Genomic DNA, 26,725 nt, shown 5'->3' on the forward strand with positions numbered 1-26,725 from the left:
GACCGTCAGCTCTCCCCCGCTTCCCATACGGACACCGATACGTCCCCGACCCCTTGCACGACCTCGACCGAAAGGACACCGACCGGTGCGGGATACACCTTCTCCGTCACGACCACCCGCTCGTCCCAGAACGCCTCGATCAAGGGCCCGTCGACACATACCCGGAGCCGTCCGCCCGGCCCGCCGGACGTAGCTGCCGTCACCGTGGGTGTACGTCGGTAGGGATGCACGGCCGACGCCGGCGCGGCCGTGCGGTCCAGCGTCAGCAGTCCCCGCGTGGGATTGACCCGCAGCTCGACCGTGGGCCCGAGACGCACGGCGACCTCGGTGTCCGGCTGAGCCACGGAGACATCGACCTGGACCTCGTACGCCGGGGGAAGCTCGTCCCCGGCCGGGACGGCGCGCCCCCGCAGCGCGTACAGCTCCCGCGCGGGCGCCACCCGCAGGGAACCGTCCGCATGCACCCCGACCTCCCGGGGGTACGTGAGGCATCCCGCCCAGCCGGCCGTCGCGGACTCCGCCTCGGTGCGTGACTCCCAACTCCAGCCCCAGACGAGGTTCCTGTCGTCCTCGACGAGCGCGGTCGCCGCATAGCAGTCGCGACCGTGGTCGAAGACGCCTCCCGCCGTCGGGACGAAGCGAAGCGACCCACCGTCCGCCGCCCGCAGTTCGCCGGTCAGGTAAGCCGTCGTGTACGTCACGCCGTCGATCCACAGGGACAGCAGCAGCATCTGTCTGCCGTCCCCCGTGGGCAGCAGCGCCGGGCACTCCCAGGCAGTCGCAGGCATCGCGTGCCGTGCGGCGACGGGGTCGGTGCCGTCGAGGAGGGAGCCGACGTAGGTCCATTGCGTCAGGGCGTCGACACGGTAGAGGAGCACGTCCGGGCGGCCGTCGCGGTGACCGGCGCCGATGACGGCCCAGCGGCGTCCGTCGTGGGTGAAGAGGTACGGGTCCCGGAAGGCGATCAGGTCTAGGCCGGGCGGTGGGCCGGGCACGGCTGGGTGCGGTTCGGCCTTGAAGGTGCGGATGTCCGGGTCGACGGAGCGGGCCAGCATGACCGAGCCGATTCCGTCGTCGCGGTCCATACCGGTGTACACGGCGGTCGGGACTCCGTCCTCGACGACCGCGCACCCGGACCAGGCGCCGAGCGCATCGGGGCTGCCCGGAGTGGGCGCGAGGGCGACACCGTGGTCGGTCCAGCGCACGAGGTCGGGGCTGGAGGCATGGGCCCAGTGGATGTCGCCCCAGACCGCCGCGTGCGGGTTGTGCTGGAGGAAGAGGTGGTAGCGGCCGTTGTGGAAGAGCGGGCCGTTCGGGTCGTTGCACCACTGGCCGGCGGCGGGCCGTACATGGAGGCGCGGGACGTCCCGGTCGACGGGTGGGTGCGGGTGTGCGGTCCGGTCGGCCATGGCGGCAGCTCCTCGAACTTCTCCGGGCGGAAACCTTGATTCGGCGAACCTAACACGTGATAGTTGCACCGTCCTAGCACGTGACAGGAATAGCGCTCGGGGCATCGGGTTCGGGCTCGTTCATCGGCCGTGACAGGCCGGAATCGCAGCGCGCGCGTCGGCTGCGGCGGTCACCGCGGCACGGCGGTGCAGCGGTGCAGCGGCACGGCGGTGCAGCGGGCCGCCGAACCTCATCGATCGATGTGCGAGCTCCGAGTGGGGCTCGGACGTCCGGCATCATGGCCGGGCGCCAGAGGCGCAAGGGAGCGCAGCAGATGACCGACCAGTTCACGGGTCCCGGACCTGGGCCCGCCCGCACGACGGGCACCGCCGTCCCCGGGGCGGGCCGACGACGGCTGAACTTCAGCCTCGTCAGCGCGGCGCTCTTCATGTTCTTCGTGACCTGGTCGCTGTCCTGGTCCCTCTTCTCCATCTGGCTGACGCAGGACATCGGTCTCTCGGCTGGCCGCAGTTCCCTGGTGATCAGCGCCAACGCCATCGGCTGCCTGATCACGATGCCGCTCTACGGCTACGTCCAGGACCGGCTCGGTCTGCGTAAGAACCTTCTGTACTGGATAGCGGGGCTCATGCTGGTCGTGGGCCCGATGTACATCTATGTGTACGGGCCGCTGCTCCGGGCGCAGTTCGCGCTGGGGCTTGTCGTGGGCGCGGCCTATCTCGCGATGGCGTTCGCGGTCGCCGTGGCCACGCTGGAGAGTTATGCGGAGCGGCTCGGCCGGTTCCACGGCTTCGAGTTCGGGCGGGCCCGGATGTTCGGTTCGCTGGGCTGGGCAGCGGCGACGTTCTTCGCAGGGCGTCTGTTCAACGTCGACCCGCGTCTCAACTTCTGGGCCGCCTCCGTCTCCGCGGCCGTCTTCCTCGCGCTGATCGTCTCGATCCGGGTGACGGGCGGGAGCCGCTCCGCCGCCGTGGACGAGGCAGCCGCCACGGTCTCCCTCACCGACGTGAAGGCGCTGCTGCGCCTCCCGGCCTTCTGGGGGCTGCTGCTCTTCGTGGTCGCGGTGACGGCGACGTACAACACCTACGACCAGATGTTCCCCTCCTACTTCGCCTCGCTCTTCGCGACGGCGGGCGAGGGAAACCGGATGTACAGCGACCTGAACTCCGTCCAGGTCTTCCTCGAAGCGGGCGGCATGGCCCTCGCCCCGTTCCTGGTGAACCGGCTCGGTCCGAAGCGGTCGTTGCTCCTGTCCGGCTGCATCATGGCCGCGCGCATCGGCCTGTCCGGTCTGGTCACGGACCCGGTCGCGATCTCCGCGGTGAAGCTGATGCATGCCGCCGAGCTGCCGATCATGCTGATCGCCATCTTCAAGTACATCAACCTGCACTTCGAGTCGCGGCTGTCCTCCTCGATCTATCTGGTGGGTTTCCAGCTCGCGGCGCAGCTCGGTGCGGCGATCATCTCGCCGCTGGCGGGCATCGGCTACGACTCGGTCGGCTTCGCTCCCACGTATCTGCTGATGGCGGGGACGGTGGCCGTGTTCACGGCGATATCGGTGCTGACTCTGCGGCCTGACGCAAAGGCATTGCCGTCCGCTGCGTTGCCCGATACCGCTCCCGACATGCCCGTTTCGGTGCCGGACGTGCCCGCGTCGGGGAGGCGTGGTGCCGCGCAGCCCGTGAAGCTCTAGCCTGCCCGCGGGTGACCGGCCCGCGCGTCGTCGCCGCCCGCTCCTGAACGTCCCGCATCGCCCGTTCGCCGTCCGAGAGGAACCACCGTGATAGTCGTCGCCGGAGAGGCCCTGATCGACCTCGTCCCGCAGGGCGCGAGCCCCGACGGCGGTCCGGCCCCCGAGGCCCCCGCGGCCCCCGAGCTGCCCGCCCTTGCGCCTCGGCGTGGCGGTGGCCCGTACAACACCGCTGTCGCGCTCGGCCGGCTCGGCTCCCGCGTGGGGTTCTGCTCGCGCGTGTCACGGGACGCCTTCGGCGCGGCGCTGCTCGACGGACTGCGTTCGGCCGGGGTCGACGTGTCCTCGGTGCAGCGCGGCGACGAGCCGACCACGCTGGCCGTCGCGTCCATCGGTTCCGACGGCTCGGCGGGCTACTCCTTCTACGTGGAGGGGACCGCCGACCGGCTGTTCGCCGTACCGGACGGGCTTCCGGCGGGCACTCGGGCGGTGTCGTTCGGCACCTGCTCGCTGGTCCTGGAGCCGGGAGCGACCGCGTACGAGGAGGTGATGCGGTCGGCCGCCGCCCAAGGGGTGTTCACTGCGCTCGACCCGAACATCCGGGCCGGCCTGATCCCGGACCCGGACGCCTATCGGGCCCGCTTCAAGAACTGGCTGCCGTCCACCGCGCTGCTGAAGCTCTCCGAGGAGGACGCGCAGTGGCTCGGCGGGACTCCGCAGGAGTGGCTGGCGGCCGGGCCGGCCGCGGTGGTGATGACGCGCGGCGGGGACGGTCTCGCCGTCTTCACCCGGGACGGCGGCGAGTACTCCGTGCCCGGCGAGCGAGTCGACGTCGTGGACACGATCGGCGCCGGTGACACCGTCAACGCGGCGCTCCTGCACGGCCTTTCGCTGCAGGACGCCCTCTCCCCCGCGGCTGTCGCCGCGCTGGACGGTGACGGCTGGGCGCGGCTGCTGCGGTTCGCGGCCCGTGCCGCGGCGATCACCTGCTCGCGTGCGGGTGCCGAGCCGCCGTACGCGTCCGAGGTCGGCTCCCTGTGAGCCCACCCACGCCCGGGCGCCGGGGTGCGGGTGGGCCGTCGGCCCCGCTCACCCGCTGACCGCGCGAAGGGCTCCTGGCGTACGGCCGTTGAGCCGGTCCAGGGCCGTCGTCGTGGCGTCGTCGGCCGGCAGGTGGACCAGGATCGTCTGGGCATCGACGTCCGGCAGGGACAGCGTCTCGTGCAGCAGGCGCAACGTGCCGACCTCGGGGTGGGTCACCAGGTCGTGTCCGGTGCGCCGGGGTGGCGCGGGCGGCGCGGCCATCCGGTCGACGAAGGGTGCGCCCGCGGTCACGGTCAACTCGTCGATGAGCGCGGCGACATGGGTGTCCTGGAGCGGTGCTCCCTGCCTGAACCGGGCCACCTGGTCGTCGGCCACGCGGTCCCAGTCGGGATAGGCGGTGCGGGCCCGCGCGTCGGTGAAGACGTAGCGCACCATGTTCGGCCGGTCGCCGTCCAGGATGCCGAGGGGCCCGGCGAAGCGGGTGTAGCCCTCCGTGTGGGCGAGGATGTCGCCGACCCAGTTGATCAGGACGGCGGGGGTCGGTTCGAGACGGTCGAGCAGTGCACGGACGGCGGGCCGCACCGCGTGCGACGGCGCCGAGGCGCCCGAGCAGAACACGGCGTCGTCCCCGCTCGCCTTGGCCAGGCGGCGGAGCAGCATCCGCTCGTCCATGGGGAGGTGCAGGGCGTCGGCGAGGGCGCCGAGGACCGAGGGCGAGGGATGGCGGTCACGGCCCTGCTCGAGGCGGGTCAGGTACTCGACGCTGATGCCGGCCAGGGTGGCCAGTTCGGAGCGGCGCAGACCGGGGGTGCGCCGCCGCGGGCCCGCGGGCAGCCCCACGTCGGCGGGCGTGACCGCTTCCCGGCAGGTGCGCAGATACGTCCCCAACTCGTTGTCCGTCACGTCTCGAACGTACCAAGGCGGCGTCGGCGGATCGTGGCCCTGCCACTACCAGTCTCGGCTCGGCCTTCCTCGCCCGTCACCGGCGGCACAGGCTGGAGTCATGGCTGACAACAACTCCTCCCTCACCGACTCCCCCACCGCAACGGCGACGTCGACCGCCGCGCTGCCGATCGCCCCCGGCGACTGGGCGCTCGACCCGCTGCACTCCGCGGTGAACTTCACGATCAGGCACCTCGGTATCGCGAAGGTGCGTGGCCGCTTCTCGGAGGTGGACGCCGCGCTGTACGTCGGTGAGACGCCGGCCGACGTGCGGGTGACGGCCACGATCTCGCTCGCGTCGATCGACACGGGCAACGCGGACCGGGACGCGCACACCCGCTCCGCCGATCTCCTGGACGTGGAGCGGCGTCCGACCATGGTGTTCCGCTCGACGGGGGTGAGCGGTTCGGACGAGGACTGGTCCCTGGTGGGCGAGTTGACGATCGGTGACGTGACGCGTCCGGTGACGCTCGACGTGGAGTTCGGCGGCGTCGTCGACGTGCCGATGGACGGCAGTCGGCATGCCGGTTTCGAGGCGACGGGTGAGATCCGGCGCAGCGACTTCGGGCTCGACTTCGGCGGCGGGATGCTCGGTGACGTCGTGAAGATCCAGCTGGACATGGAGTTCGTGGAGCCGCGTGAACCGCAGGGCCAGGCCGGCTGACCGTTGAACGCGCGGCGCCCCGCGGGAAGTTCCCGCGGGGCGCCGCTTCCGTGTCTGACAGGTCAGGCCTTGCGGGCCCGGCTCGTCGTCTTCTTGGCCGCCGTGGTCGACTTGGCCGTCTTGGCCGCCGACTTGGCGGGCGCCTTGGCCTGCGTCGTCTTCGCCGCCGAAGTGGCCTTCTTCGCGGCCGGCTTGACCGCGGGCTTGGCCTTCGCCGTGGCGGTCTTCTTGGCCGGGGCCTTGGTCGCCGCCACCGTCTTCTTCGCCGCCGACTTCCGCGTCCGCGCCGCGGGCACCGCCGCGTCGCTGACCCGGTCGGCGCCGAGGACGTCCCGGAGGAACTTGCCGGTGTGGCTGGCCGGAACGGCCGCGACCTCTTCCGGGGTGCCTTCGGCGACGACGATGCCACCGCCGCTGCCGCCCTCGGGGCCCATGTCGACGATCCAGTCGGCGGTCTTGATGACGTCGAGGTTGTGCTCGATGACGATCACCGAGTTGCCCTTGTCGACGAGGCCCGACAGCACGGTGATGAGCTTGCTGATGTCCTCGAAGTGCAGGCCCGTGGTCGGCTCGTCGAGCACGTAGACCGTGCGGCCCGTGGAGCGCTTCTGCAGCTCGCTGGCGAGCTTCACGCGCTGCGCCTCGCCGCCGGACAGGGTCGGTGCGGACTGTCCGAGACGGACGTAGCCGAGACCCACGTCGTTCAGCGTCCTGAGGTGACGGGCGATCGCGGGGACGGCCTCGAAGAAGTCGAGGGCCTCCTCGATGGGCATGTCCAGGACCTCGGCGATGGACTTGCCCTTGTAGTGGACCTCCAGGGTCTCCCGGTTGTAGCGCGCGCCGTGGCAGACCTCGCACGGGACGTACACGTCCGGCAGGAAGTTCATCTCGATCTTGATCGTGCCGTCACCGGAGCAGTTCTCGCAGCGGCCGCCCTTGACGTTGAAGGAGAAGCGCCCCGGCAGATAGCCGCGGACCTTCGCCTCGGTCGTCTCGGCGAACAGCTTGCGGACGTGATCGAAGACACCGGTGTACGTCGCCGGGTTCGACCGGGGCGTCCGGCCGATGGGCGACTGGTCGACGTGCACGACCTTGTCGACGAGGTCGTCGCCGTCCACGCGCGTGTGCCGGCCGGGGACGGAACGCGCCCCGTTCAGCTCGCGGGCCAGGTGCGTGTAGAGGATGTCGTTGACCAGCGTGGACTTGCCGGAGCCGGAGACGCCGGTGACGGCCGTGAGGACGCCCAGCGGGAACGAGACGTCGATGTCCCGGAGGTTGTTCTCCTTCGCGCCGTGCACGGTGAGGCGGCGCGAGGGGTCGACGGGGCGCCGGATGTCCGGGAGCGGGATCGACTTCTTGCCCGACAGGTACTGGCCGGTCATCGACTCGGCGTTCTTCAGCAGCTCCTTCAAGGGACCGCTGTGCACGACCTTGCCGCCGTGCTCGCCCGCGCCGGGGCCGATGTCCACGACCCAGTCGGCGACCTTGATGGTGTCCTCGTCGTGCTCGACCACGATGAGCGTGTTGCCCATGTCGCGCAGGCGCACGAGGGTCTCGATCAGGCGGTGGTTGTCGCGCTGGTGGAGACCGATCGACGGCTCGTCCAGGACGTACAGGACGCCGACGAGGCCGGAGCCGATCTGGGTGGCGAGCCGGATGCGCTGGGCCTCGCCGCCGGACAGGGTGCCGGCCGCGCGGTTCAGCGACAGGTAGTCGAGGCCCACGTCGACCAGGAAGCGCAGTCGCTCGTTGACCTCCTTCAGGACGCGCTCGGCGATCTTCTTGTCGCGCGCGTTCAGCGTGAGCTCGCTCAGGAAGTCGGCGCAGTCGCTGATGGACATGGCCGAGACCTCGGCGATGGACTTCCCCATGACCGTGACGGCCAGGACGATCGGCTTGAGGCGCGTGCCCTCACAGGTGGGGCAGGGCACCTCGCGCATGTAGCCCTCGAAGCGCTCGCGGCTCGCGTCGGACTCGGCCTCGCTGTGGCGGCGCTTGACGAACGGGACGGCGCCCTCGAAGGGCGTCGTGTAGACCCGCTCGCGTCCGTACCGGTTGCGGTAGCGGACCTCGATCTGGGTCTTGTGGCCGTAGATGAGCGCCTTCTTGGCGCGCTGCGGCAGGCCCGCGAACGGAATGTCCGTCCGGAAGCCGAGGGCGTCCGCCAGGGCTCCGATGAGGCGCCCGAAGTAGTCCTTGGTGTGGCCGTGCGACCACGGGTGGATGGCGCCCTCGTCCAGCGACTTGTCCTCGTCGGGAACGATCAGCTCCGGGTCGACCTCCATGCGCGTGCCGATGCCCGTGCAGTCGGGGCAGGCGCCGAAGGGCGAGTTGAAGGAGAAGGAGCGGGGCTCCAGCTCTTCGAAGGACAGGTCGTCGTGCGGGCAGTACAGGTGCTCCGAGTACATGCGCTCGCGCTCCGGGTCGTCCTCGGGGAGGTCGACGAAGTCGAGCACGACCATGCCGCCGGAGAGGCCGAGTGCGGTCTCCACGGAGTCGGTGAGGCGGCGCTTGGCGGAGTCCTTCACCGTGAGGCGGTCGACGACCACCTCGATGGTGTGCTTCTCCTGCTTCTTCAGCGTGGGCGGCTCGGAGAGCTGGATCGTCGTGCCGTCCACACGCGCGCGGGAGTAGCCCTTGGTCTGCAGATCGCTGAAGAGGTCGACGAACTCGCCCTTGCGCTCGCGCACCAGCGGCGACAGGACCTGGAAGCGGCTGCCCTCGGGCAGCTCGAGGACCTTGTCGACGATGGCCTGCGGCGACTGGCGCGCGATGGGGCGGCCGCACTCCGGGCAGTGCGGCTTGCCGATGCGCGCGAAGAGCAGGCGGAGGTAGTCGTAGACCTCGGTGATGGTGCCGACCGTGGAGCGCGGGTTGCGCGAGGTCGACTTCTGGTCGATCGAGACGGCCGGGGAGAGGCCCTCGATGAAGTCGACGTCCGGCTTGTCCATCTGGCCGAGGAACTGGCGGGCGTACGACGACAGCGACTCGACGTACCGGCGCTGGCCCTCCGCGAAGATCGTGTCGAACGCGAGCGAGGACTTTCCGGAGCCGGACAGACCGGTGAAGACGATGAGGGAGTCGCGCGGGAGGTCGAGCGAGACATTCCGAAGATTGTGCTCGCGCGCGCCACGGACGATGAGACGGTCGGCCACGCCGGTCCGCACCTTTCTTGAGAGATGTGACAGGGGCGGGGCCCCCGTCTCCCGAGGTCTGACTTTCGAGGACGAGCCGGGCGGGATCTCGGGAGGAGCCGCTGGAGAAGTCCTGAGAAGGCTGTCTTTCGAAGACTAGAGGGAGCCACTGACAGCGCCGGTTGGTTTCCCTGGTTGGTAACAAACCCGGACCACCAAGAATGCCCGATGCCGCGCACGAGCTTATAGCACGTACATTCGATTTTGGCGCGGGGTCGGCCACCTTCACCCGAACGTGTGGCCCCGCTATCGTCGGCGCCATGATTGATCATGTACGCGACCTGCTGTCTGTACGCGAAGCGACCGACCGGCTGCTCGCCGCGGTCAGCACCCTGGACAACGCCGCTGTGACCGAGCCGTCACGGCTTCCGGGCTGGAGCCGTGGTCACGTGCTCGCCCATCTGGCCCGCAACGCGGACGCTCTGGTCAATGTCCTCGAGGGCCGGCCCATGTACGTGAGCGCGGACGCCCGCGACGCCGACATCGCCCGGGACGCCCCGCGCGGCCTGCGCGAGCAGGTCGAGGACGTGCACGACACCGCGGAGGGGTTCCAGCGCCTGGGGGCCGTCGACGCGGACTGGTCGCGCACGGTGGAGCTGCGCAACGGCGTGACCGACTCGGCCTCCCGCGTCCCCTTCCGCCGGCTCGCCGAGGTCGAGCTGCACCACGTGGACCTGGGCATCGGGTACGAGCTGGAGGACCTCCCCGAGGAGTTCACCTTCCGGGAGATCGACTTCCTGGCCGAGCGGTTCGGGGGCCACAAGGACGTGCCCTCGATCGCGCTGGTCACGGACTCCGGGCGCGTGTGGAGCAGGGCGGACGGCTTCGGTACCGGCAACTGGACCACCGGCGGCGGCGCCGACGGCGGTCCCCTCGCGGTCCGGGGCCGCCCGGCGGACCTCCTCGGCTGGCTCTGCGGCCGCCGCGAGGGCACCGCCCTGACCGTGGACGGGGGCCTGCTGCCCGCTCTGCCCCCGCTATAGGCTGAGCCCATGACGTACAGCGGAGCGGTGAAGGTCGGCGGGCCGGCGGACGTGCACGAACTGCGGGACCTGATGATCTCCAAGGTCGCGGTCGGACCGATGGACAACAACGCCTACCTGCTGCGGTGCCGCGCGACCGACCAGCAGCTGCTGATCGACGCGGCGAACGAGCCGGAGACGCTGCTGCGCCTCATCGGTGACGACGGCATCGGGTCCGTCGTCACCACCCACCGCCACGGCGACCACTGGCAGGCGCTGGCCGAGGTGGTGGGCGCGACCGGCGCGCGCACGTACGCGGGACGCGACGACGTCGAGGGCATCCCGGTGACGACGGACGTCGCCGTCGCCGACGGGGACACGATCGAGTTCGGCCGGATCTCGCTCACGGCCCGCCACCTCGTGGGGCACACGCCGGGCTCCATCGCGCTCGTCTACGACGACCCGCACGGCCACCCGCACGTCTTCACCGGCGACTGCCTCTTCCCGGGCGGCGTGGGCAACACGTGGAAGGACCCGCAGGCCTTCGCGAGCCTCATCGACGACGTCGAGTCGAAGATCTTCGCCCCGCTCCCGGACGAGACGTGGGTCTATCCGGGGCACGGGAACGACACGACGCTGGGTGCCGAGCGGCCCCACCTCCAGGAGTGGCGCGCGCGGGGCTGGTGACCAACAGCCGCCCGTGAGGCGGCTGTTCATCAGGTGGGCACCCACACGGTTCAGGCCTGGGCGGTGCCCGGTGCGGCGAGGAACGCGACGCGCTCGACCGCGAACGCGTAGCCCTGGACGCCGCATCCCGCGATCACTCCGTCGGCGCGGTGCGACACGTAGGAGTGGTGCCGGAACTCCTCGCGCTGGTGGATGTTGGAGATGTGGACCTCCAGCACGGGCAGGCCGTCACAGGTGTTGAGCGCGTCGAGGATCGCCACGGACGTGTGCGAGTAGGCGGCGGGGTTGATGACGATGCCGACGTGGTTCTCGCGCGCCTCGTGGATCCAGTCGACCAGTTCACCCTCGTGGTTGGACTGCCGGAAGTCCACGGTGGCGCCGTGTGCCGCGGCGGCCTTGACGCACAGCGCCTCGACGTCGGCGAGGGTGTCGGTGCCGTAGATCTCCGGCTGACGCTTGCCCAGGAGGTTCAGGTTCGGGCCGTTCAGAACCATGATCGGGGCGGTGGCGAGGGTGTGCGGCACAGAGGGCCTCCGTAGGTCGGGCAGTTGCTCCCTGAGGGTCTATCACGGGCCCTTTCGGGGCGGGCGCCCGCCTCTCGGCCTCCCGCGCCCCACGACACGCCCTCGTACGCCCCCGTAACCAGCGGCGATCACGGGTAGTTGCCGCGACATGCGCACCACTCACCCTCCGTCACTGACGCGGCTCGCGGCGGCCTCACTGGCCGGCACCGCCATCGAGTTCTTCGACTTCTTCGTCTACGGCACCGCGGCCGCGCTCGTCCTCGGTCCGCTGTTCTTCCCGACCTTCTCGCCGCTCGCGGGAACTCTGGCCGCCTTCGCGACATTCGGAGTGGGCTTCGTGGCGAGGCCCCTCGGTTCCGTCCTGTTCGGGCACATCGGGGACCGCCGCGGCCGACGCCCCGTGCTGGTGGGATCGCTGTTGCTGACGGGCGCGGCGACCGTGGCGGTCGGCTGCGTGCCTCCGTACGCGTCGATCGGTGTGGCCGCTCCCCTGCTGCTGCTTCTGCTGCGCTTCCTTCAGGGGCTCGGGCTCGGCGGCGAGTGGGGCGGTGCGGTGCTGCTGACCGCCGAGCACGCGCCCGCATCGCGGCGCGGTCTGTGGGCGAGCCTGCCGCAGATCGGCCCTTCGGCGGGGTTCCTGCTGGCCAACGGGATCATGCTGGCGCTGTCGGCGACGCTCACGGACGCGCAGTTCGCGGCCTGGGGGTGGCGGGTGCCGTTCTGGGCGGCCGGAGTCCTGGCGCTGATCGGGCTCTGGCTGCGCAGCTCGTTGGTGGAGAGTCCGGCGTTCCTCTCGGTGCGCGAGCCCGCGCGCCTGCCGCTCGCCGAAGTGGTGCGCGGGCACTGGAGGTTGGTGCTCCTCACCGCGGGCGCGCTGTCCGTCGGATACGCGATCTTCTACTCGGTCACGACCTGGTCGCTCGCCTACGGAGTGGAGCGGCTCGGCGTGAGCCGCTCCACGATGCTCGTCTGCATCATGGCGGCCGTCGTCATCAAGGGGGCGCTGACTCCGGTCGCCGCCCTGCTCGGCGACCGGTACGGACGCCGGCCGATGTGCCTGGCGGGGTCCGCGGGGGCGGTGGTGTGGATGGTGCCGATGGTCGCCCTACTGGCCACAGGAGAACCGCTGTTGATGTTCCTGGGGTTCCTGGTGGCGCTGCTCGCGTTCATCACGATGTTCGCGGTGATCGCCGCGTATCTGCCGGAACTGTACGAGCCGCGGGTCCGTTGTACGGGTGCGGCAGTGGGTTACAACTTGGGTGGTGTGCTGGGTGGGGCGCTGACGCCGATCGTGGCGACGGCGCTGGCCGGTGGTGGAGCGGGGGTTCCATGGGGTGTGGGGGTGTATCTGGCGGGGATCGCGGCGCTCAGCCTGGTGTGTTTCGCGCTGCTGCCGGAGACGGCGCCCGCGCGGGTGGCGCAGGAGCCCGTCACGGCGTGACGGCGAGCTCGATGTACGCGGCGAGGATCACCAGATGGACGCCGCCCTGGAGCGGTGTAGCGCGGCCGGGGACGATCGTGAGGGTGCTGACCACCATGGTCAGCGCGAGCAGCACCATGTGGGTGGCGCCGAGACCGAGGACGAGCGGCCCCGACAGCCAGAACGAGGCGATGGCGACGGCCGGCACGGTCAGGCCGATGCTGGCCATCGCGGAGCCGAGCGCGAGGTTGAGGCTGGTCTGCACCCGGTCGCGGCGGGCCGCGCGCAGGGCCGCGATGGTCTCCGGCAGCAGCACGAGCAGCGCGATGATCACGCCGACGACGGCGTGCGGCATGCCGGCCGCCGCCACGCCCTGCTCGATCGTCTTCGAGACCCCCTTGGCCAGCCCGACGACGGAGATCAGGGCGAGCCCGAGCATGCCGAGGCTGATCAGGGCGGTGCGTGTGGTCGGCACGTCGGCGTGGTCGTCGGCGTCGATGACTTCGCCGTGCTTGGTGATCGGCAGGAAGTAGTCGCGGTGCCGGACGGTCTGCGTCGCGACGAAGAGCCCGTACAGGACGACCGCGGAGACGGCCGAGAAGACCAGTTGGGAGGTGGAGAACTCGGGGCCCAGTTTGCTGGTGGTGAAGGTCGGCAGGACCAGGCAGAGGGTCGCGAGGGTGGCCACGGTCGCGAGGGCGCCGCCGGTTCCCTCGGACTGGAAGATCGCGACGCGGTGGCGCAGCGCGGCGGCGAGCAGACTGATGCCGACGATGCCGTTGCAGGTGATCATCACTGCGGCGAACACCGTGTCCCGGGCGAGCGTGGCGCTCTTGTCGCCCCCGTCGGCCATCAGGGTGACGATGAGGGCGACTTCGATGATCGTGACGGCGACGGCGAGCACCAGGGAGCCGAAGGGTTCGCCGACCCGGTGGGCGACGACCTCGGCGTGGTGGACGGCGGCGAGCACGGACAGAGCGAGGACGACGGAGACGAGAACGACCACGGCGGCCGGCAGGTCGCGCCCCCAGGTGAACCCGAGCAGCACGATCGCCAGGACCGGGACGGTGGTGGTCCACCGGGTGGCCACGGCCCGGAGTCTGGTGATCATGCATCGATGGTGCCCGGGGTGGGGTGGGGGCGCGACTTCGCAGCCGTACCGGCACCGGCCGGACCGGTCTCACTTCAGTTCACGCGTGTCCTTCAGGTCGCAGTTGGTGAAGGCCGGCGGGCGCGTACAGAGGGCGGAGAGCTGCTCGTTGAGCCTGGCGACCTCGGGGCGTTCGTTGCTGCGCATCGCGTCGTCGTAGGACTCGAACTCGATGATGGCGAGGTAGCGGCCCGCCGTGTCCCGGTCCTGGAGGAGGATGCGGTGCGTGGGGCCGCCGGGGGTGCCGGACATCTGCTGCTCGAACCGGTCGAGGAGCTCCTGCATCTCGTCCATCCGCTGGGACTCGAAGTCGATGATCTGGACGAACTTCTGGCTCATGGGGTGTGCTCCCGTCGTGCTGTCGCGCCCCGGGGCCGGGGCACGCTCACAGCACAAGCAAGCACCGGGAGACGCACGCGGCAATCGGCCGCGCGCTCCTCCCGGTGCTGGTAATTCCTACGCCGTGTGGCGTCAGGCCTCGATGCTGTCCTTCTGAGCCTTTTCGGCCGCGTCCCGCTCGGCCTGCTTCTTGGAGGCGATCAGGCTGGTGATCGTCGTGATGACCAGCACGCCACAGATGACGGCGAGCGAGACCGGGATCGAGATCTCCGGTACGTGCACCCCGGACTCGTGCAGGGCGTGCAGGACCAGCTTCACGCCGATGAATCCGAGGATCACCGACAGGCCGTAGCTGAGGTGGACCAGCTTCCTGAGCAGACCGCCGATGAGGAAGTACAGCTGGCGCAGACCCATCAGAGCGAACGCGTTGGCCGTGAAGACGATGTACGGGTCCTGGGTCAGGCCGAAGATCGCCGGGATCGAGTCCATCGCGAACAGCACGTCGGTCATGCCGATGGCCAGCATGACGACCAGGAGCGGCGTCATGACCTTCTTGCCGTGCTGCACGATGAAGAGCTTCGTGCCGTGGTACCGGTCGGCGACGCCGAACTTCTTCTCGATGGACTTCAAGAGGCGGTTCTCCTCGAAGTCCTCTTCCTCCTCGTCCGCCATGGCCTCCTTGATGAGCTTCCATGCGGTGTAGATGAGGAAGGCACCGAAGAGGTAGAAGACCCACGAGAAGCTCGCGATGATCGCGGCGCCCGCCGCGATGAAGATCGCCCGCAGGACGAGGGCGATGAGCACACCGAACAGCAGCACACGCTGCTGCAGGTGGGTCGGCACGGAGAACTTCGCCATGATCAGGATGAAGACGAAGAGGTTGTCGACGCTGAGCGACTTCTCCGTGATGAAGCCGGCGAAGAACTCGCCGCCCGCCTGGCCGCTGCCCCAGATCATGATGCCGATGCCGAAGAGCACGGCGAGCACGATCCAGACGATCGTCCAGATACCGGCTTCCTTGATCGACACGTCATGGGGCTTGCGCCCGATGAAGAAGTCGACCGCGATCAGGGCGCCCAGACCAAGAATGGTCAGCACCCACAGGGTCATTGAAACGTCCACTGCGCCTCCGGCGTCGTACGGCTACTGATCAGCGTCGTCGCTGCCGGAGGTCTCTTCCACCCGGGCGCCGAACCGCGCCTCGGGCCGACGCCCCGGGATCGACGGCCATCGGGCCGGTCGTCCGTATTGACGGGAACGCCGCATGCAAGGGAGTACTCCCCTCCGCGTCAAGAAGAGTACCCGAAAGGCCCATGAAAGGTAAAGGTTTCAGTAAAGAAGTCCCCAAGTCCGCAGGTCAAAGGCCCCTTGCGCGACGGGCGTCCGCTACCTCCGCAAGCACCTGCCGGAGGATCGCGCTGCCGTCCGGGACGGTCGGCGGCTCGTACGTCCAGGCGTGCCCCACCCAGGGGTCCGCGAGGTGGTCGTCGGGCACCGGCGTCAGCCGCAGCAGCGAGCGCCACAGCGGGTCGAGGAGCGGCCCGTACTCGGCGGCGTCCTCCCGGTCGGCGACCAGCATCAGGTGCACGCCGACCTGCGGGCCCTCGTCCGCGAGGTAACGCAGTCGGGTGACGGCCCGGTCGTCGAAGCCGTGCGGGAAGTCGTGCACGATCAGGAGCTGCTCGGCGACGTCCAGATCGGGCGGCAGCGCGTCGGCGGCGCCGGCCCTGACCGCCATCTGGACGAGGTCGACGCGCTCGGTGAGCCGCGTCAGCGTCTCGCTGACGCCCGCCGCTCCCCCGGCCACCGGGCTCGCCAGGACTCCGGCCTCGACCAGCGGGGCGAGCGCGCCCGCGGCCGTGCCCGCCGGATCGACGACGTGCACGCTGAACTCGCCCGCCGGATAGGCCGCGAGCAGCCTGGCCGCATGGACGACCGCGGTCTGCGCGGCGCGGGCCCGCAGTTCGTCGGCGTCCGTCAGGGCGTCGGCGGCGGAGGCTCCCGCGTCGATCCACAGGCCGCGCTCCAGCGGCAGCCGTACGAGCATCGGGATGCGCAGGCCCGCCGCCTCGCTCTCGGGCAGCCGCAGATCGCCCAGGCGGACGGCCATGGGGATCTCCATGGGGCTGCGGTAGGCGTGCCAGCACGGGTTGTCCCAGCGCGCGTACGCGGCGGGGAGCGCGGGCTCGACGACGTCGGACTCGGAGACGAGCTGGGCGACGTCCCGGTCGAGGGCCTCCCTGGCCCGGTCGACGAGGGCGCCGTGCTTGGCCCGGGCGGCCTCGCGCGCCGCGTCGCCCTGCCCGCCGATGCGGCTGCGCGGGTCGGAGAGGACGTGGTCGAGCTCCTGCTCCATGCGGGAGTCCGCGAAGTCGACGGCGCTGCGGTAGGCCGCGGCCGTGCGGGCGAGGTCCTCGAACATGCCCCACACCTGGTTGTACAGCCGCTCCTCCATGGACCAGCCCGTGGCGTCACCCGCGACGGGGACGGCCGGCCGGCCCGGCTCCGCGGGCTGTGCCGTGGGCGGTGGCGGGGGTGCCTGACGGCCGGGGTGCGTGTAGTCGATGGGGCCTTCGCCGCCCGAGCGGCCGGGCGGGGCGGGAGCGGGCGACGGCAGGGCGCCCGATGCCTGGCCTGCCGTGGCCGCCGCGCGGACCTGGGCCTCGTCCGTGGCGCGCGGCGGGGGCGCCACCGCGCGGGCCAGTCCCTGGGCGACGGCGTCGTGGATGGTGCCGGCCAGCGCCTGCGCGTCCGTGAGGCCCTGGTCGGCGAGGAGCGCGGCGAGCCCGTCCGCGTAGCCCTGGCCGATCGCCCGCACCTTCCAGGCGTTCTGCCTGCGGTACAGCTCCAGGGCGACGACGGCCGACTCGGTGTCGAGGTCGGTGATGGTGTAGCTGGCCACCTCGGCGCCGTCGAGGCCGGTGACCGCGACGAACGGGGCCGCCACCGCGCCGAAGCGGGTCGGTCCCCCGGTCCCGACGGGCAGCGCGAGGAGCACCGTGATCCGGTGCACGTCCTGCGGCATCGCGTCCAGGTCGACGGCGAGGCGGTGGTCGGACGCGGCCTGGCGCGGGACTTCGAGCCCGGGCAGCGCGGGTGCGCCGGGGTGGGCGACGCGCTGGGTGCCGTGCACGGTGCCCCGGTCGTCGGCGAGCGTGGCGCCCGCGACGACCGGGCGGCCGGCCGACACCCGGATCTCCAGACGGGTCTGGGTGAGGGGGTGGTTCTGCCCCCTCACCAGCTCGGCCGCCATCGCGGACCCCGCTACAGGCCGGGCAGGATCGCGGGCATGAGGTCCTGGAACGTGCGGCCGTTCGCCGCGGTGCCCAGGGCCGTCATCTTCCAGCCCGGGCCGTCCCGGTGGACCTTGGCCATGATCTGCGCCGTGTACTGCCCGCCGCCGTCCAGCGTGTAGCGCGCGAGCTCCTGGCCGTTCGTCTCGTCCACCAGTCGGCAGAACGCGTTCTGCACTTCCTGGAAGGTCTGGCCCGTGAACGAGTTGACCGTGAAGACGATCTGGTCGATGTGGACCGGGACGCGCGCGAGGTCGACGAGGATCGCCTCGTCGTCGCCGCCCTGGCCCGCGCCGCCGACCAGGTTGTCACCGGTGTGCCGGACGGAGCCGTCGTCGCTGACGAGGTGGCGGAAGAAGACCACGTCCACGGGCTGCTTGTCGGCGAAGAGGACCGCGGACGCATCGAGGTCGATCTCGCGCGTGCGGGTGCCGAACAGTCCGCGCCGGGGGGCCGCCTGCCAGCCGAGCCCCATGCGCACGGCGGTGAGGGTGCCTCCGCCCTGCTTCTCCAAGCTGATGGCCTGACCCTTGGTCAAGTCGATGCCCACGCGCTGTCCCCTCTCGGACCGTCCCCTGTTGCCGCGAGTGTCCGCGGTTGGTCAAACCCTAGAGGGCGGCACTGACAGCGCCGCCACCGCGGGCGGGGTTTTGTGGCGGTCTTGCAACACACCCTCGCCACCCCGCCCGTCGTGGCAGGTCAGGCGATGCCTGCCTCCTTCATCTGCCGCAGCTCCTTCTTCATCTCCGACACCTCGTCACGCAGGCGTGCCGCGACCTCGAACTGCAGGTCGGCGGCGGCCGCCCGCATCCGCTCGGTCAACTCCTCGATCTGCTCGGAGAGTTCGGCCGCGGGACGGTCCGTGGGAACGGTCTCCGCCGCCTTGCCGCGCTTCTTCTTGCCCGTGTCCGCCTTGCCGAGCGACGGGACCGGGGCCTTGGCGCCCTTTCCGTCCTTGCCGCCCTTGCGGTAGCCCGTGCCGAGCAGTTCCTCGGTGTCGACGTCCTCGCGGGCGATGGACGCCACGATGTCGTTGATCTTCTTGCGCAGGGGCTGCGGGTCGATGCCGTTCGCCTCGTTGTACGCGATCTGCTTCTCGCGGCGGCGGTTCGTCTCGTCGATGGCCTTCTCCATCGCCGGGGTGATCTTGTCCGCGTACATGTGGACCTGCCCCGACACGTTACGAGCGGCGCGGCCGATCGTCTGGATCAGGGACGTGCCGGAGCGCAGGAAGCCCTCCTTGTCGGCGTCGAGGATCGCCACCAGGGAGACCTCGGGGAGGTCGAGGCCCTCGCGCAGCAGGTTGATGCCGACCAGGACGTCGTACTCGCCCGCGCGCAGTTCGCGCAGCAGCTCCACGCGGCGCAGGGTGTCGACGTCGCTGTGCAGGTAGCGCACCTGGATGCCGAGCTCCAGGAAGTAGTCCGTGAGGTCCTCGGCCATCTTCTTGGTCAGCGTGGTGACCAGGACGCGCTCGTCCTTCTCGGTGCGCGTGCGGATCTCGTGCACCAGGTCGTCGATCTGCCCCTCGGTGGGCTTGACGACGACCTCCGGGTCGACGAGGCCGGTGGGGCGGATGATCTGCTCGACGTAGCCGTCGCCGCGCGCGAGCTCGTAGTTTCCGGGCGTCGCCGACAGATAGACGGTCTGGCCGATGCGCTCCTGGAACTCCTCCCACTTCAGTGGGCGGTTGTCGAGCGCGGACGGCAGCCGGAAGCCGTGGTCGACGAGGGTGCGCTTGCGGGAGGCGTCGCCCTCGTACATGGCGCCGATCTGCGGCACGGTGACGTGCGACTCGTCGATGACCAGCAGGAAGTCGTCCGGGAAGTAGTCGAGCAGCGTGTTCGGCGGGGAACCGGGCTCGCGGCCGTCGAAGTGCATCGAGTAGTTCTCGACGCCGGAGCAGGAGCCGATCTGGCGGAGCATCTCGAGGTCGTACGTCGTGCGCATGCGCAGGCGCTGGGCCTCGAGCAGCTTGCCCTGCTTCTCGAGCTCGGTGAGGCGCTCCCCCAGTTCCTTCTCGATGTCGTTGGCCGCGCGCTCCAGGCGCTCGGGGCCCGCCACGTAGTGGGTCGCCGGGAAGATGTACAGCGAGTCGTCGTCGCTGATGACCTCGCCGGTGAGCGGGTGCAGCGTGGAGAGCGACTCGATCTCGTCACCGAACATCTCGATGCGGACCGCGAGCTCCTCGTAGACCGGGAAGATCTCGATGGTGTCGCCGCGGACCCGGAAGGTGCCGCGCTGGAACGCCAGGTCGTTGCGCGTGTACTGGATGTCGACGAAGCGGCGCAGGAGGTCGTCGCGGTCGATCTCGTCGCCGACCTTCAGGGGGACCATGCGGTCCACGTACTCCTGCGGCGTGCCGAGGCCGTAGATGCACGAGACGGAGGCGACCACGATGACGTCCCTGCGGGTCAGCAGCGAGTTCGTCGCGGAGTGGCGCAGGCGCTCCACCTCCTCGTTGATCGAGGAGTCCTTCTCGATGTACGTGTCGGACTGCGGGACGTACGCCTCGGGTTGGTAGTAGTCGTAGTACGAGACGAAGTACTCCACCGCGTTGTTCGGCAGCAGCTCGCGGAACTCGTTCGCCAGCTGGGCGGCCAGCGTCTTGTTCGGCGCCATCACGAGGGTGGGGCGCTGGAGCTTCTCGATCATCCACGCCGTGGTGGCGGACTTTCCGGTGCCGGTCGCGCCGAGCAGGACGACGTCCTTCTCGCCTGCTCGGATGCGCTTGTCCAGCTCGGCGATGGCCGCGGGCTGGTCACCGCTGGGCTGGTACGGACTGACGACCTCGAAAGGTGCCACCGTGCGTTCGATCTTGGATACGGGCCGCATGGAATCCACCGTACGACCCACCACTGACAACCGGGCCGGAACCCGTGCCGCACACGGCTCCCGGGCCCCCGGTCACCAGTCCTGGGGCGTGCGCGGCCTCGACCGGCCGGGGGCGCGGCGGGGGTGCGGGATGCGGGGGGCCGGGGTGCCGACGTGGTCCGCCGCCTCCTGGGCGTCGCGCCAGTCGGGGCGGCCCATCACCATCATCGGGTCGAACATGACGACCACTCCTGCCAGCAGCAGGAAGCACAGGGGGCCGATCAGCATGGGCGCGAGGATGCCGGCGGCGGAGGATCCGCCGGGGTTGCCGCCGGTGGAGCCGTGCAGCTGGACGCTGACGCCGGCCATGCCCATGTAGTGCATGCCCGAGACGGCGAGCCCCATGACCAGGCTCGCGCCGAGGCTCCACAGGATGCCGCGGACCTGGACGGCGGCCCACAGGGCGGCGGTGGCGGCGGCCATGGCGATCACCACGGAGGCGCCCACGGTGAACGTGTTGTACTCGATCGTCCCGTGAAGGCGCATACCGGCCATTCCCAGGTAGTGCATGGAGGCGACGCCGAGGCCGGTGATGGTGCCCCCGGTGAACAGGGCGGGGCCGGTCGCTCCCTTGTAGCCGACGATGAAGACGCCGATGCCGACCATGACGATGGCGACGCCGAGGCTCGCGAACGTGGTTGCCTTGTCGTAGTGGATCGGCACGCCGTCCACGCTGAAGCCCATCATCGCTATGAAGTGCATCGTCCAGATGCCGGAGCCGATCGCCGCCGAGCCGAGGGCGAGCCAGCCGGCCCGCCAGGTGTTGGCGACGTGCAGCGATCTGGTGGTGCAGCGCAGCCCCAGAGCACCTCCCAGGCAGGCCATGAGGTACGCCACCACGGGGGTGACGAGTCCGTAACTGAAGCCGTCGACCGTGCCCTGCATGTGTCGCAGCCCTTCTGCCTGGTACGCCGTGAGATGTCCTGCTCGTTCCCCCTGCCGACGACCACTGGAGGCAGTCGCGGTCGAAGGTGAGATTAAAGCTCACACGGGAACGTCCGAACGATTTTCCAGCAAAGATTCCCGGCATCTGCACAGGGGTCGGTCGCGGTTGGGTAACTCCGTTCAACCAGTGACCATCCTTCGCCTGTCTTCTGTTGGCTCTGTGCTGTCAGTCTCGTGCCGTCAGTGATCTCACGACGCATGAGGAGCAGACGTGTACGCACGCGCAGCAGCCGCACTGGCCTCGGTGACCGGTTCCGTCGTCATCGGTGTCCTGGTCCTGCCCACTGCCGCACAAGCCGCACCCGCCCACGACAGAACCGTCGTCGTCGCGCACCGCGGCGCCTCCGCCTACGCCCCCGAGAACACTCTGGAAGCCGTCGACAAGGCGGACGACCTCGGCTTCGCCTGGGTCGAGAACGACGTCCAGCGCACCAAGGACGGCGCGCTCGTGATCATCCACGACACCACCCTGGCGCGCACCACGAACGTCGAGCAGCTCTTCCCGGACCGCGCGCCGTGGAACGTGAAGGACTTCACGGCCGCCGAGATCGCCACGCTCGACGCGGGCAGCTGGAAGGGCGCCGAGTTCGCCGGCGCCCGGATCCCGACGCTGCACCAGTACCTGGACCGCGTCGAGGACAACCACCAGAAGCTGCTCATGGAGATCAAGGCTCCCGAGCTGTACCCGGGCATCGAGGACCAGATCCTGCGCCAGCTGGGCAGGGACGGCTGGCTCAAGAACGGGCACGTCAAGCACCGGCTGGTGATCCAGAGCTTCAGCGCGGACAGCGTGCGGACGGTGCACGAGCGGCGGTCCGACATCACGACCGGGTTCCTGGGCACGCCGGCGGTGGCCGACCTGCCCGCGTACGCCGCGTTCGCCGACCAGATCAACCCGTCGCACACGACGATCTCCGCGGACTACGTGAACGCCGTGCACGCGCTCAAGGGGCCGCACGGCAAGCCGCTGGAGGTGCACACCTGGACCGTCAACGACGCCGTGAACACCCAGCGCGTGGCCGGGCTCGGGGTCGACGGGATCATCACCAACAACCCGGACGTGGTGCGGGCGGCCCTCGCCGGCTGACCCTGCGCCGGGGCGTTGTCAGTGCCGCGCCGTAGCGTGGTCGGCATGAACGCCACTGGGCAGAACGAGCACGGCACGGCCGCCGCGTCGCAGCGGGTCGTGTGGACCGTCGTGGGCAGCGACATCGGACCGCTGCTGCTGGCCGCGACGGACGAAGGTCTGGTGAACGTGGTCTTCCACGCCACCGACGCCGTGCGCGACAAGGCGCTCGACCGGCTCGGCTCCCGTCTCGGGGCCGAGCCGGTCGAGGCGCCCGACGCGCCGCTGCTCGCCGAGGCGGGGCGCCAGCTGGCGGACTACTTCGCCGGGCGGCGCCGTGACTTCGACGTGCCGCTGGACTGGTCGCTGATCGCCGGGTTCAACCGCCAGGTGCTGCGCGAGCTGTCCGCGGGCGTGCCGTACGGGGCGGTCGTGGGGTACGGGGACCTGGCCGGGCGGGTCGGCCAGCCGGGGGCGGCGCAGGCCGTGGGCATGGCGATGGGGGCGAATCCGCTGCCGGTCGTGGTGCCGTGCCACCGGGTCGTGGAGAGCGACGGCGGGATCGGCGGGTTCGGGGGCGGACTGGAGACGAAGCGGAAGCTGCTGGCGCTCGAGGGGGTGTTGCCCGAGCCGCTGTTCTGAGAGGGTCCCGGGGGTTGCGGGTGGTTGTCTTCGTCGGGGTGGGGGCTGTTCCTTGAGTACAGGCAGTGGGGGTCTGAGCCGTCCCGGGAGTCCGTCGTCGGACTCCGGACGGACCGCGGACGCCGGACCGGGCACGGCGGTCGAGGCGGACGTGGCGGGGCTGCAGCGGCGGACGCAGCGCGTCCTCGTCGCCTCGCAGATCCTCGGCGGGCTCGGCACCGCGACGGGGATCGCGCTGGCCGCGGTGCTGGCCAAGAAGGTCAGCGGGGACGAGGCCCTGTCGGGGCTCGCGTCGACGGCGAGCGTCGCCGGGACCGCGGTGCTGTCGGTGCCGCTGGCCGCGCTCATGAACGCGCGGGGACGGCGGGCCGGGCTGGTGCTCGCCTATCTGATCGGCACCCTCGGGGCGGTGGTGACCGTCGTCGCCGCGGCGGCGGGGAACTTCCCGCTGCTGCTCGTCGGACTCGCGGGGTTCGGCGCGGCGTCGTCCGCCAATCTGCAGGCCCGGTACGCGGCGGCCGACCTGGCAGAGCCGGGCAGCAGGGCCCGGGCGATCTCGACCGTCGTCTGGGCGACCACCATCGGCGCCGTGCTCGGTCCGAACATAGCGGCGCCCGCGGGACGCAGTGTCGCGGGCCTCGGCATACCGGAGGAATCGGGGCCGTTCGTGTGGGCGGCCGGGGTGTTCCTGATATCCGCGGTCGTGGTGCACGTGCTGCTGCGGCCCGATCCCCTGCTGACCGCTCGGGAGCTGGCGCCCGCGGAGGAGCGGACGGCCGAGGCGCGCTCCATCCGGGCGGGGTTCGCGGCCGTGTCCGCCTCGCCGCGCGCCCGGCTCGCGCTGGTGACGGTCGCCGTGTCGCACACCGCGATGGTGTCGGTCATGTCGATGACACCGGTGGACCTCGAACACCACGGGGCGGGCATCGAGTTGATCGGGCTGGTCATCAGCGGGCACATCGCGGGGATGTACGCGTTCTCGCCGGTGATGGGACGTCTGGCGGACCGGTTCGGGCGGCTCACGGTGATCGGTCTCGCGGTGGGGCTGCTCGCGTGCGCGGCGCTGCTCGCCGGGACCGCCGGTGGGAGCCATGCGCGGAGCGCGGCAGGTCTGTTCGTACTGGGGCTCGGCTGGTCGGCCGGTCTCGTCGCGGGTTCCGCGCTGCTCACCGACTCCGTGCCGCAGGCCGCGCGGGCCGCCGCGCAGGGCCTGTCCGATCTGACGACGAGCCTGTCGGCGGGCATCGGCGGGGCGACGGCGGGCCTGGTGGTGGCGACGGCGAGCTACGCGTGGCTGAACCTGGCGGCGGCGTGCCTCCTGGTGCCACTGGGCGCACTGGCCCTGTTCACCCGCCGGACGACGCGACCGCAGCAGGCCTAGCGACCCGGCAGACCGAGCGGGCACAGCAGACTGCGCGGGCCCAGCAGGCCCGGCAGGCCCAACGGGACATGGCAGACAGGCGAGTTCAGCTCAGGGTGATGTGGTAGGCCTTGCGCAGCGTCTCGTGCACGGTCCACGTGGTGCGATCGCCCTCGCGCAGCACGGCGGCGCTGCCGGGCCCCACCTCCAGGGTGTCGCCGCCTTCGACCTCGACGGTGGCGCGACCGCTGACGACCACGAACAGTTCGTCGGCCTCCGTGTCGGTGACCACGCCGGGCGTGATCTGCCAGATGCCGCGCAGCTGCTTCCCGTCGGCGGACTCCCACAGCACCTTGCCCGTGACTTCGGGGGTGCCCGAGACGATCTGGGCGGGGTCGAGCGGCTCCGGCTCGAGTGCGACGTCGGGGATGCGGACGGCGAAGGACGCGACGGGCGGGGCGGGTGCCTCGGGGGCGGTGGGCAGCTCGTTCGTGGTCATGGCCCGTCACCCTAGATGACCTGCGCCTCTCCTCTCACTGGACGGCTCGTAGTGTGTGCGCCCCGCCGACTGGACGGCTCGTCAAGGGGAAGACGGGAGACGGAGAGGACAGAGACGGACACAGAGACGGAAGACGCACCCACCCAGGCAGGGAGTTCGTAGGGACATGGAGATCTCCGGCATATTCAGCGCGATCGTGATCGGTGTCGTGATCGGCGTGCTCGGCCGACTGGTGCTGCCCGGACGGCAGCGCATCGGGATTCTGGCCACGATCGTCGTCGGTGTCGTGGCGGCGCTGCTCGGTTCGGCGATCGCGGCGGGCTTCGACGTCGCGGACACCAAGGGCGTCGACTGGGCGGAGTGGCTGATCCAGATCGGCCTGGCCGCTCTGGGCGTGGCACTTCTCGACCGCGGCCGCCTGCGTCGCTGAGCGGGCCGCCGCCCCGCTCCTTCCACCCCCGCCGTTCCTTCTTCAACGGCCTGGTACGGCAGGGCTCCTCAGAGTGCTGATTCGGTAGCAGACTCCGCCGTGCGCACAGCCGGAACATCCGCGTGGACGAGTCGAGGAGCCGAAGGGACGGCGATCAGGCATGAGCGGAAACAGGGCAGTCGCATATCTCAAGCCGGGTGCGGTGGAGGTCAGGACCATCGATCACCCGACCCTTGAGCTGAAGGACGGTCCGGGGGTGGCGCCGGCGAACGTCGGCCGGACCTGTCGGCACGGCGTGATCCTGAAGGTGCTCGCCACCAACATCTGCGGCAGCGACCAGCACATGGTGCGCGGTCGCACCACGGCGCCCGAGGGCCTGGTCCTCGGCCACGAGATCACCGGCGAGATCGTCGAGAAGGGGCCGGACGTCGAGTTCCTGGACGTCGGGGACGTCGTCTCGGTGCCGTTCAACATCGCGTGCGGGCGCTGCCGCAACTGCAAGGAGCGCAAGACCGGCATCTGCCTGAACGTCAACCCCGCACGCCCGGGGGCGGCTTATGGCTATGTCGACATGGGTGGCTGGGTCGGCGGTCAGGCCGAGTACGTCATGATCCCGTACGCGGACTTCAACGTGCTGCGCTTCCCTGACGCCGACCAGGCACGCGAGAAGCTGCTCGATCTGACCATGCTGTCGGACATCTTCCCGACCGGCTTCCACGGTGCGGTGACCGCGGGCACCCAGGTCGGGTCGACGGTGTACGTCGCCGGGGCCGGGCCCGTCGGGCTCGCGGCGGCCGCTTCGGCGCAGCTGCTGGGTGCCGCCGTGGTGATCGTCGGGGACCTGAACGCCGAACGGCTCGCGCAGGCGCGGAGCTTCGGCTGCGAGACGGTCGATCTGACCCGCGGCACGGTCGAGGACCAGGTGGCCGAGATCCTCGGCGTGCCCGAGGTGGACGCGGCCGTGGACGCGGTGGGCTTCGAGGCCCGCGCGCACGGCCCGGACGCCCCGGAGGCGCCCGCGACCGTCCTCAACTCGCTGATGGGTCTCACGGCGGCGGGCGGCGCGCTCGGCATTCCCGGTCTGTACGTCACCGATGATCCGGGCGGTGTCGACCAGGACGCGCGCACCGGGACGCTGAAGGTGCGGCTCGGGCTCGGCTGGGCGAAGAGCCACCGGCTGACGACCGGGCAGTGCCCCGTCATGACCTACCACCGGGGTCTGATGATGGCGATCCTGCACGAGCGGGTGCACATCGCGAAGGCCGTCAACGCGACCGTGATCGGCATCGAGGACGCACCGCGCGGCTACGCCGAGTTCGACCAGGGCGCGAGCCGCAAGTACGTCCTGGATCCGCACGGCGCGCTGAGCGGCGTACAGCCGGTGTAGATCCGCGGGTGAGCCGGCGCGGAACCGGCAGGCGGACCGAAAAGTGGGTGCCACGCGCGCGTGGCACCCACTTTTCGGTCCCAGCCCTTTCGGTCTCAGCCCTTTCGGTCCCAGCCCTTTCGGTCCCAGCCCTCTCGGTCCCAGCCCTTTTCGGTCCCTGCGTCTGCGGAGTTCCGGACGTCCGCCCGGTGACGTGTTTGAGGGCG

General features: G+C 70.6%; 23 protein-coding genes. 11 read left to right on the forward strand and 12 right to left on the reverse strand.

What is annotated here, in order from left to right:
- Window positions 1-5: 5 nt before the first annotated feature.
- Complete coding sequence (locus tag RBJ77_RS24855; protein ID WP_372347057.1) at window positions 6-1,409, reverse strand: glycoside hydrolase family 32 protein; 1,404 nt, start codon at window positions 1,407-1,409, stop codon at window positions 6-8.
- A gap of 314 nt (window positions 1,410-1,723) precedes the next feature.
- On the opposite strand from RBJ77_RS24855, the gene RBJ77_RS24860 reads away from it, so the two are divergent.
- Both RBJ77_RS24860 and RBJ77_RS24865 read left to right on the forward strand, forming a co-directional pair.
- The gene (locus tag RBJ77_RS24860; RefSeq protein WP_372347058.1) at window positions 1,724-3,100 is read left to right on the forward strand and encodes an oligosaccharide MFS transporter; all 1,377 of its coding nucleotides are present in this window, start codon (window positions 1,724-1,726) and stop codon (window positions 3,098-3,100) included.
- Window positions 3,101-3,187: 87 nt separating this feature from the next.
- Window positions 3,188-4,138, forward strand: coding sequence for a carbohydrate kinase (locus tag RBJ77_RS24865; protein ID WP_372347059.1), 951 nt, complete (start codon window positions 3,188-3,190; stop codon window positions 4,136-4,138).
- A gap of 48 nt (window positions 4,139-4,186) precedes the next feature.
- Here the strand turns inward: RBJ77_RS24865 and RBJ77_RS24870 are convergent, their stop codons facing one another.
- Window positions 4,187-5,044, reverse strand: coding sequence for a helix-turn-helix domain-containing protein (locus RBJ77_RS24870; RefSeq protein ID WP_372347060.1), 858 nt, complete (start codon window positions 5,042-5,044; stop codon window positions 4,187-4,189).
- Window positions 5,045-5,144: 100 nt separating this feature from the next.
- Between RBJ77_RS24870 and RBJ77_RS24875 the strand changes: the two genes are divergently transcribed.
- Entirely contained in the window at window positions 5,145-5,747 is a 603-nt protein-coding gene (locus RBJ77_RS24875) for a YceI family protein (RefSeq protein WP_372347061.1), read from the forward strand.
- A gap of 62 nt (window positions 5,748-5,809) precedes the next feature.
- On the opposite strand, the gene uvrA is transcribed toward RBJ77_RS24875, so the two are convergent.
- The gene (gene uvrA, locus RBJ77_RS24880; RefSeq protein ID WP_372347062.1) at window positions 5,810-8,902 is read right to left on the reverse strand and encodes an excinuclease ABC subunit UvrA; all 3,093 of its coding nucleotides are present in this window, start codon (window positions 8,900-8,902) and stop codon (window positions 5,810-5,812) included.
- A 299-nt stretch (window positions 8,903-9,201) separates the two neighbouring features.
- Between uvrA and RBJ77_RS24885 the strand changes: the two genes are divergently transcribed.
- Window positions 9,202-9,924 carry a maleylpyruvate isomerase family mycothiol-dependent enzyme gene (locus RBJ77_RS24885; protein ID WP_372347063.1) on the forward strand — a complete coding sequence of 241 codons (723 nt, stop codon included), beginning with the start codon at window positions 9,202-9,204 and terminating at the stop codon, window positions 9,922-9,924.
- 9 nt (window positions 9,925-9,933) lie between these two features.
- Window positions 9,934-10,590, forward strand: coding sequence for an MBL fold metallo-hydrolase (locus RBJ77_RS24890; protein WP_372347064.1), 657 nt, complete (start codon window positions 9,934-9,936; stop codon window positions 10,588-10,590).
- A gap of 50 nt (window positions 10,591-10,640) precedes the next feature.
- Here the strand turns inward: RBJ77_RS24890 and aroQ are convergent, their stop codons facing one another.
- Window positions 10,641-11,114 carry a type II 3-dehydroquinate dehydratase gene (aroQ, locus tag RBJ77_RS24895; RefSeq protein ID WP_372347065.1) on the reverse strand — a complete coding sequence of 158 codons (474 nt, stop codon included), beginning with the start codon at window positions 11,112-11,114 and terminating at the stop codon, window positions 10,641-10,643.
- A 148-nt stretch (window positions 11,115-11,262) separates the two neighbouring features.
- Between aroQ and RBJ77_RS24900 the strand changes: the two genes are divergently transcribed.
- Entirely contained in the window at window positions 11,263-12,555 is a 1,293-nt protein-coding gene (locus RBJ77_RS24900; protein ID WP_372347066.1) for an MFS transporter, read from the forward strand.
- Here RBJ77_RS24900 and RBJ77_RS24905 read toward each other — a convergent pair.
- From RBJ77_RS24905 to RBJ77_RS24935, 7 genes are all read right to left on the reverse strand, one after another.
- On the reverse strand, window positions 12,545-13,645 hold the full coding sequence (locus RBJ77_RS24905) for a calcium:proton antiporter (protein WP_372347067.1): 1,101 nt from the start codon (window positions 13,643-13,645) through the stop codon (window positions 12,545-12,547). The genes RBJ77_RS24900 and RBJ77_RS24905 overlap by 11 nt on opposite strands.
- Before the next feature lie 69 nt (window positions 13,646-13,714).
- Window positions 13,715-14,023 (reverse strand): hypothetical protein, encoded by a 309-nt coding sequence (locus RBJ77_RS24910; protein ID WP_372347068.1) that lies wholly within the window; start codon window positions 14,021-14,023, stop codon window positions 13,715-13,717.
- Between the two features lie 132 nt (window positions 14,024-14,155).
- On the reverse strand, window positions 14,156-15,133 hold the full coding sequence (locus RBJ77_RS24915; protein WP_305128679.1) for a TerC/Alx family metal homeostasis membrane protein: 978 nt from the start codon (window positions 15,131-15,133) through the stop codon (window positions 14,156-14,158).
- A gap of 247 nt (window positions 15,134-15,380) precedes the next feature.
- Window positions 15,381-17,276, reverse strand: a complete 1,896-nt coding sequence (locus RBJ77_RS24920) for a TerD family protein (RefSeq protein WP_372347069.1) — start codon at window positions 17,274-17,276, stop codon at window positions 15,381-15,383.
- A gap of 11 nt (window positions 17,277-17,287) precedes the next feature.
- The gene (locus RBJ77_RS24925; RefSeq protein ID WP_305128678.1) at window positions 17,288-17,854 is read right to left on the reverse strand and encodes a TerD family protein; all 567 of its coding nucleotides are present in this window, start codon (window positions 17,852-17,854) and stop codon (window positions 17,288-17,290) included.
- A 161-nt stretch (window positions 17,855-18,015) separates the two neighbouring features.
- Window positions 18,016-20,151 (reverse strand): excinuclease ABC subunit UvrB, encoded by a 2,136-nt coding sequence (gene uvrB, locus RBJ77_RS24930; RefSeq protein ID WP_372347070.1) that lies wholly within the window; start codon window positions 20,149-20,151, stop codon window positions 18,016-18,018.
- 72 nt (window positions 20,152-20,223) lie between these two features.
- Entirely contained in the window at window positions 20,224-21,075 is an 852-nt protein-coding gene (locus RBJ77_RS24935; RefSeq protein WP_372347071.1) for an MHYT domain-containing protein, read from the reverse strand.
- A gap of 271 nt (window positions 21,076-21,346) precedes the next feature.
- On the opposite strand from RBJ77_RS24935, the gene RBJ77_RS24940 reads away from it, so the two are divergent.
- From RBJ77_RS24940 to RBJ77_RS24950, 3 genes are read left to right on the forward strand one after another with little or no spacing between them, the layout of a single operon-like run.
- The gene (locus RBJ77_RS24940; RefSeq protein ID WP_372347072.1) at window positions 21,347-22,222 is read left to right on the forward strand and encodes a glycerophosphodiester phosphodiesterase; all 876 of its coding nucleotides are present in this window, start codon (window positions 21,347-21,349) and stop codon (window positions 22,220-22,222) included.
- 45 nt (window positions 22,223-22,267) lie between these two features.
- Window positions 22,268-22,843 (forward strand): methylated-DNA--[protein]-cysteine S-methyltransferase, encoded by a 576-nt coding sequence (locus RBJ77_RS24945; protein ID WP_372347073.1) that lies wholly within the window; start codon window positions 22,268-22,270, stop codon window positions 22,841-22,843.
- A 52-nt stretch (window positions 22,844-22,895) separates the two neighbouring features.
- Window positions 22,896-24,224 carry an MFS transporter gene (locus RBJ77_RS24950; protein ID WP_372347074.1) on the forward strand — a complete coding sequence of 443 codons (1,329 nt, stop codon included), beginning with the start codon at window positions 22,896-22,898 and terminating at the stop codon, window positions 24,222-24,224.
- 85 nt (window positions 24,225-24,309) lie between these two features.
- Here RBJ77_RS24950 and RBJ77_RS24955 read toward each other — a convergent pair whose 3' ends face one another.
- The gene (locus tag RBJ77_RS24955) at window positions 24,310-24,702 is read right to left on the reverse strand and encodes a cupin domain-containing protein (RefSeq protein WP_372347075.1); all 393 of its coding nucleotides are present in this window, start codon (window positions 24,700-24,702) and stop codon (window positions 24,310-24,312) included.
- A 166-nt stretch (window positions 24,703-24,868) separates the two neighbouring features.
- Here RBJ77_RS24955 and RBJ77_RS24960 point away from each other — a divergent pair, with 166 nt between their 5' ends.
- The gene (locus RBJ77_RS24960; protein WP_255982872.1) at window positions 24,869-25,132 is read left to right on the forward strand and encodes a GlsB/YeaQ/YmgE family stress response membrane protein; all 264 of its coding nucleotides are present in this window, start codon (window positions 24,869-24,871) and stop codon (window positions 25,130-25,132) included.
- A 160-nt stretch (window positions 25,133-25,292) separates the two neighbouring features.
- Window positions 25,293-26,519, forward strand: coding sequence for a formaldehyde dehydrogenase, glutathione-independent (gene fdhA, locus RBJ77_RS24965; protein WP_372347076.1), 1,227 nt, complete (start codon window positions 25,293-25,295; stop codon window positions 26,517-26,519).
- The last annotated feature ends 206 nt before the right edge of the window (window positions 26,520-26,725 follow it).

Source organism: Streptomyces sp. KL116D (genome assembly GCF_030766975.1).
Classification (GTDB): domain Bacteria; phylum Actinomycetota; class Actinomycetes; order Streptomycetales; family Streptomycetaceae; genus Streptomyces; species Streptomyces longispororuber_A.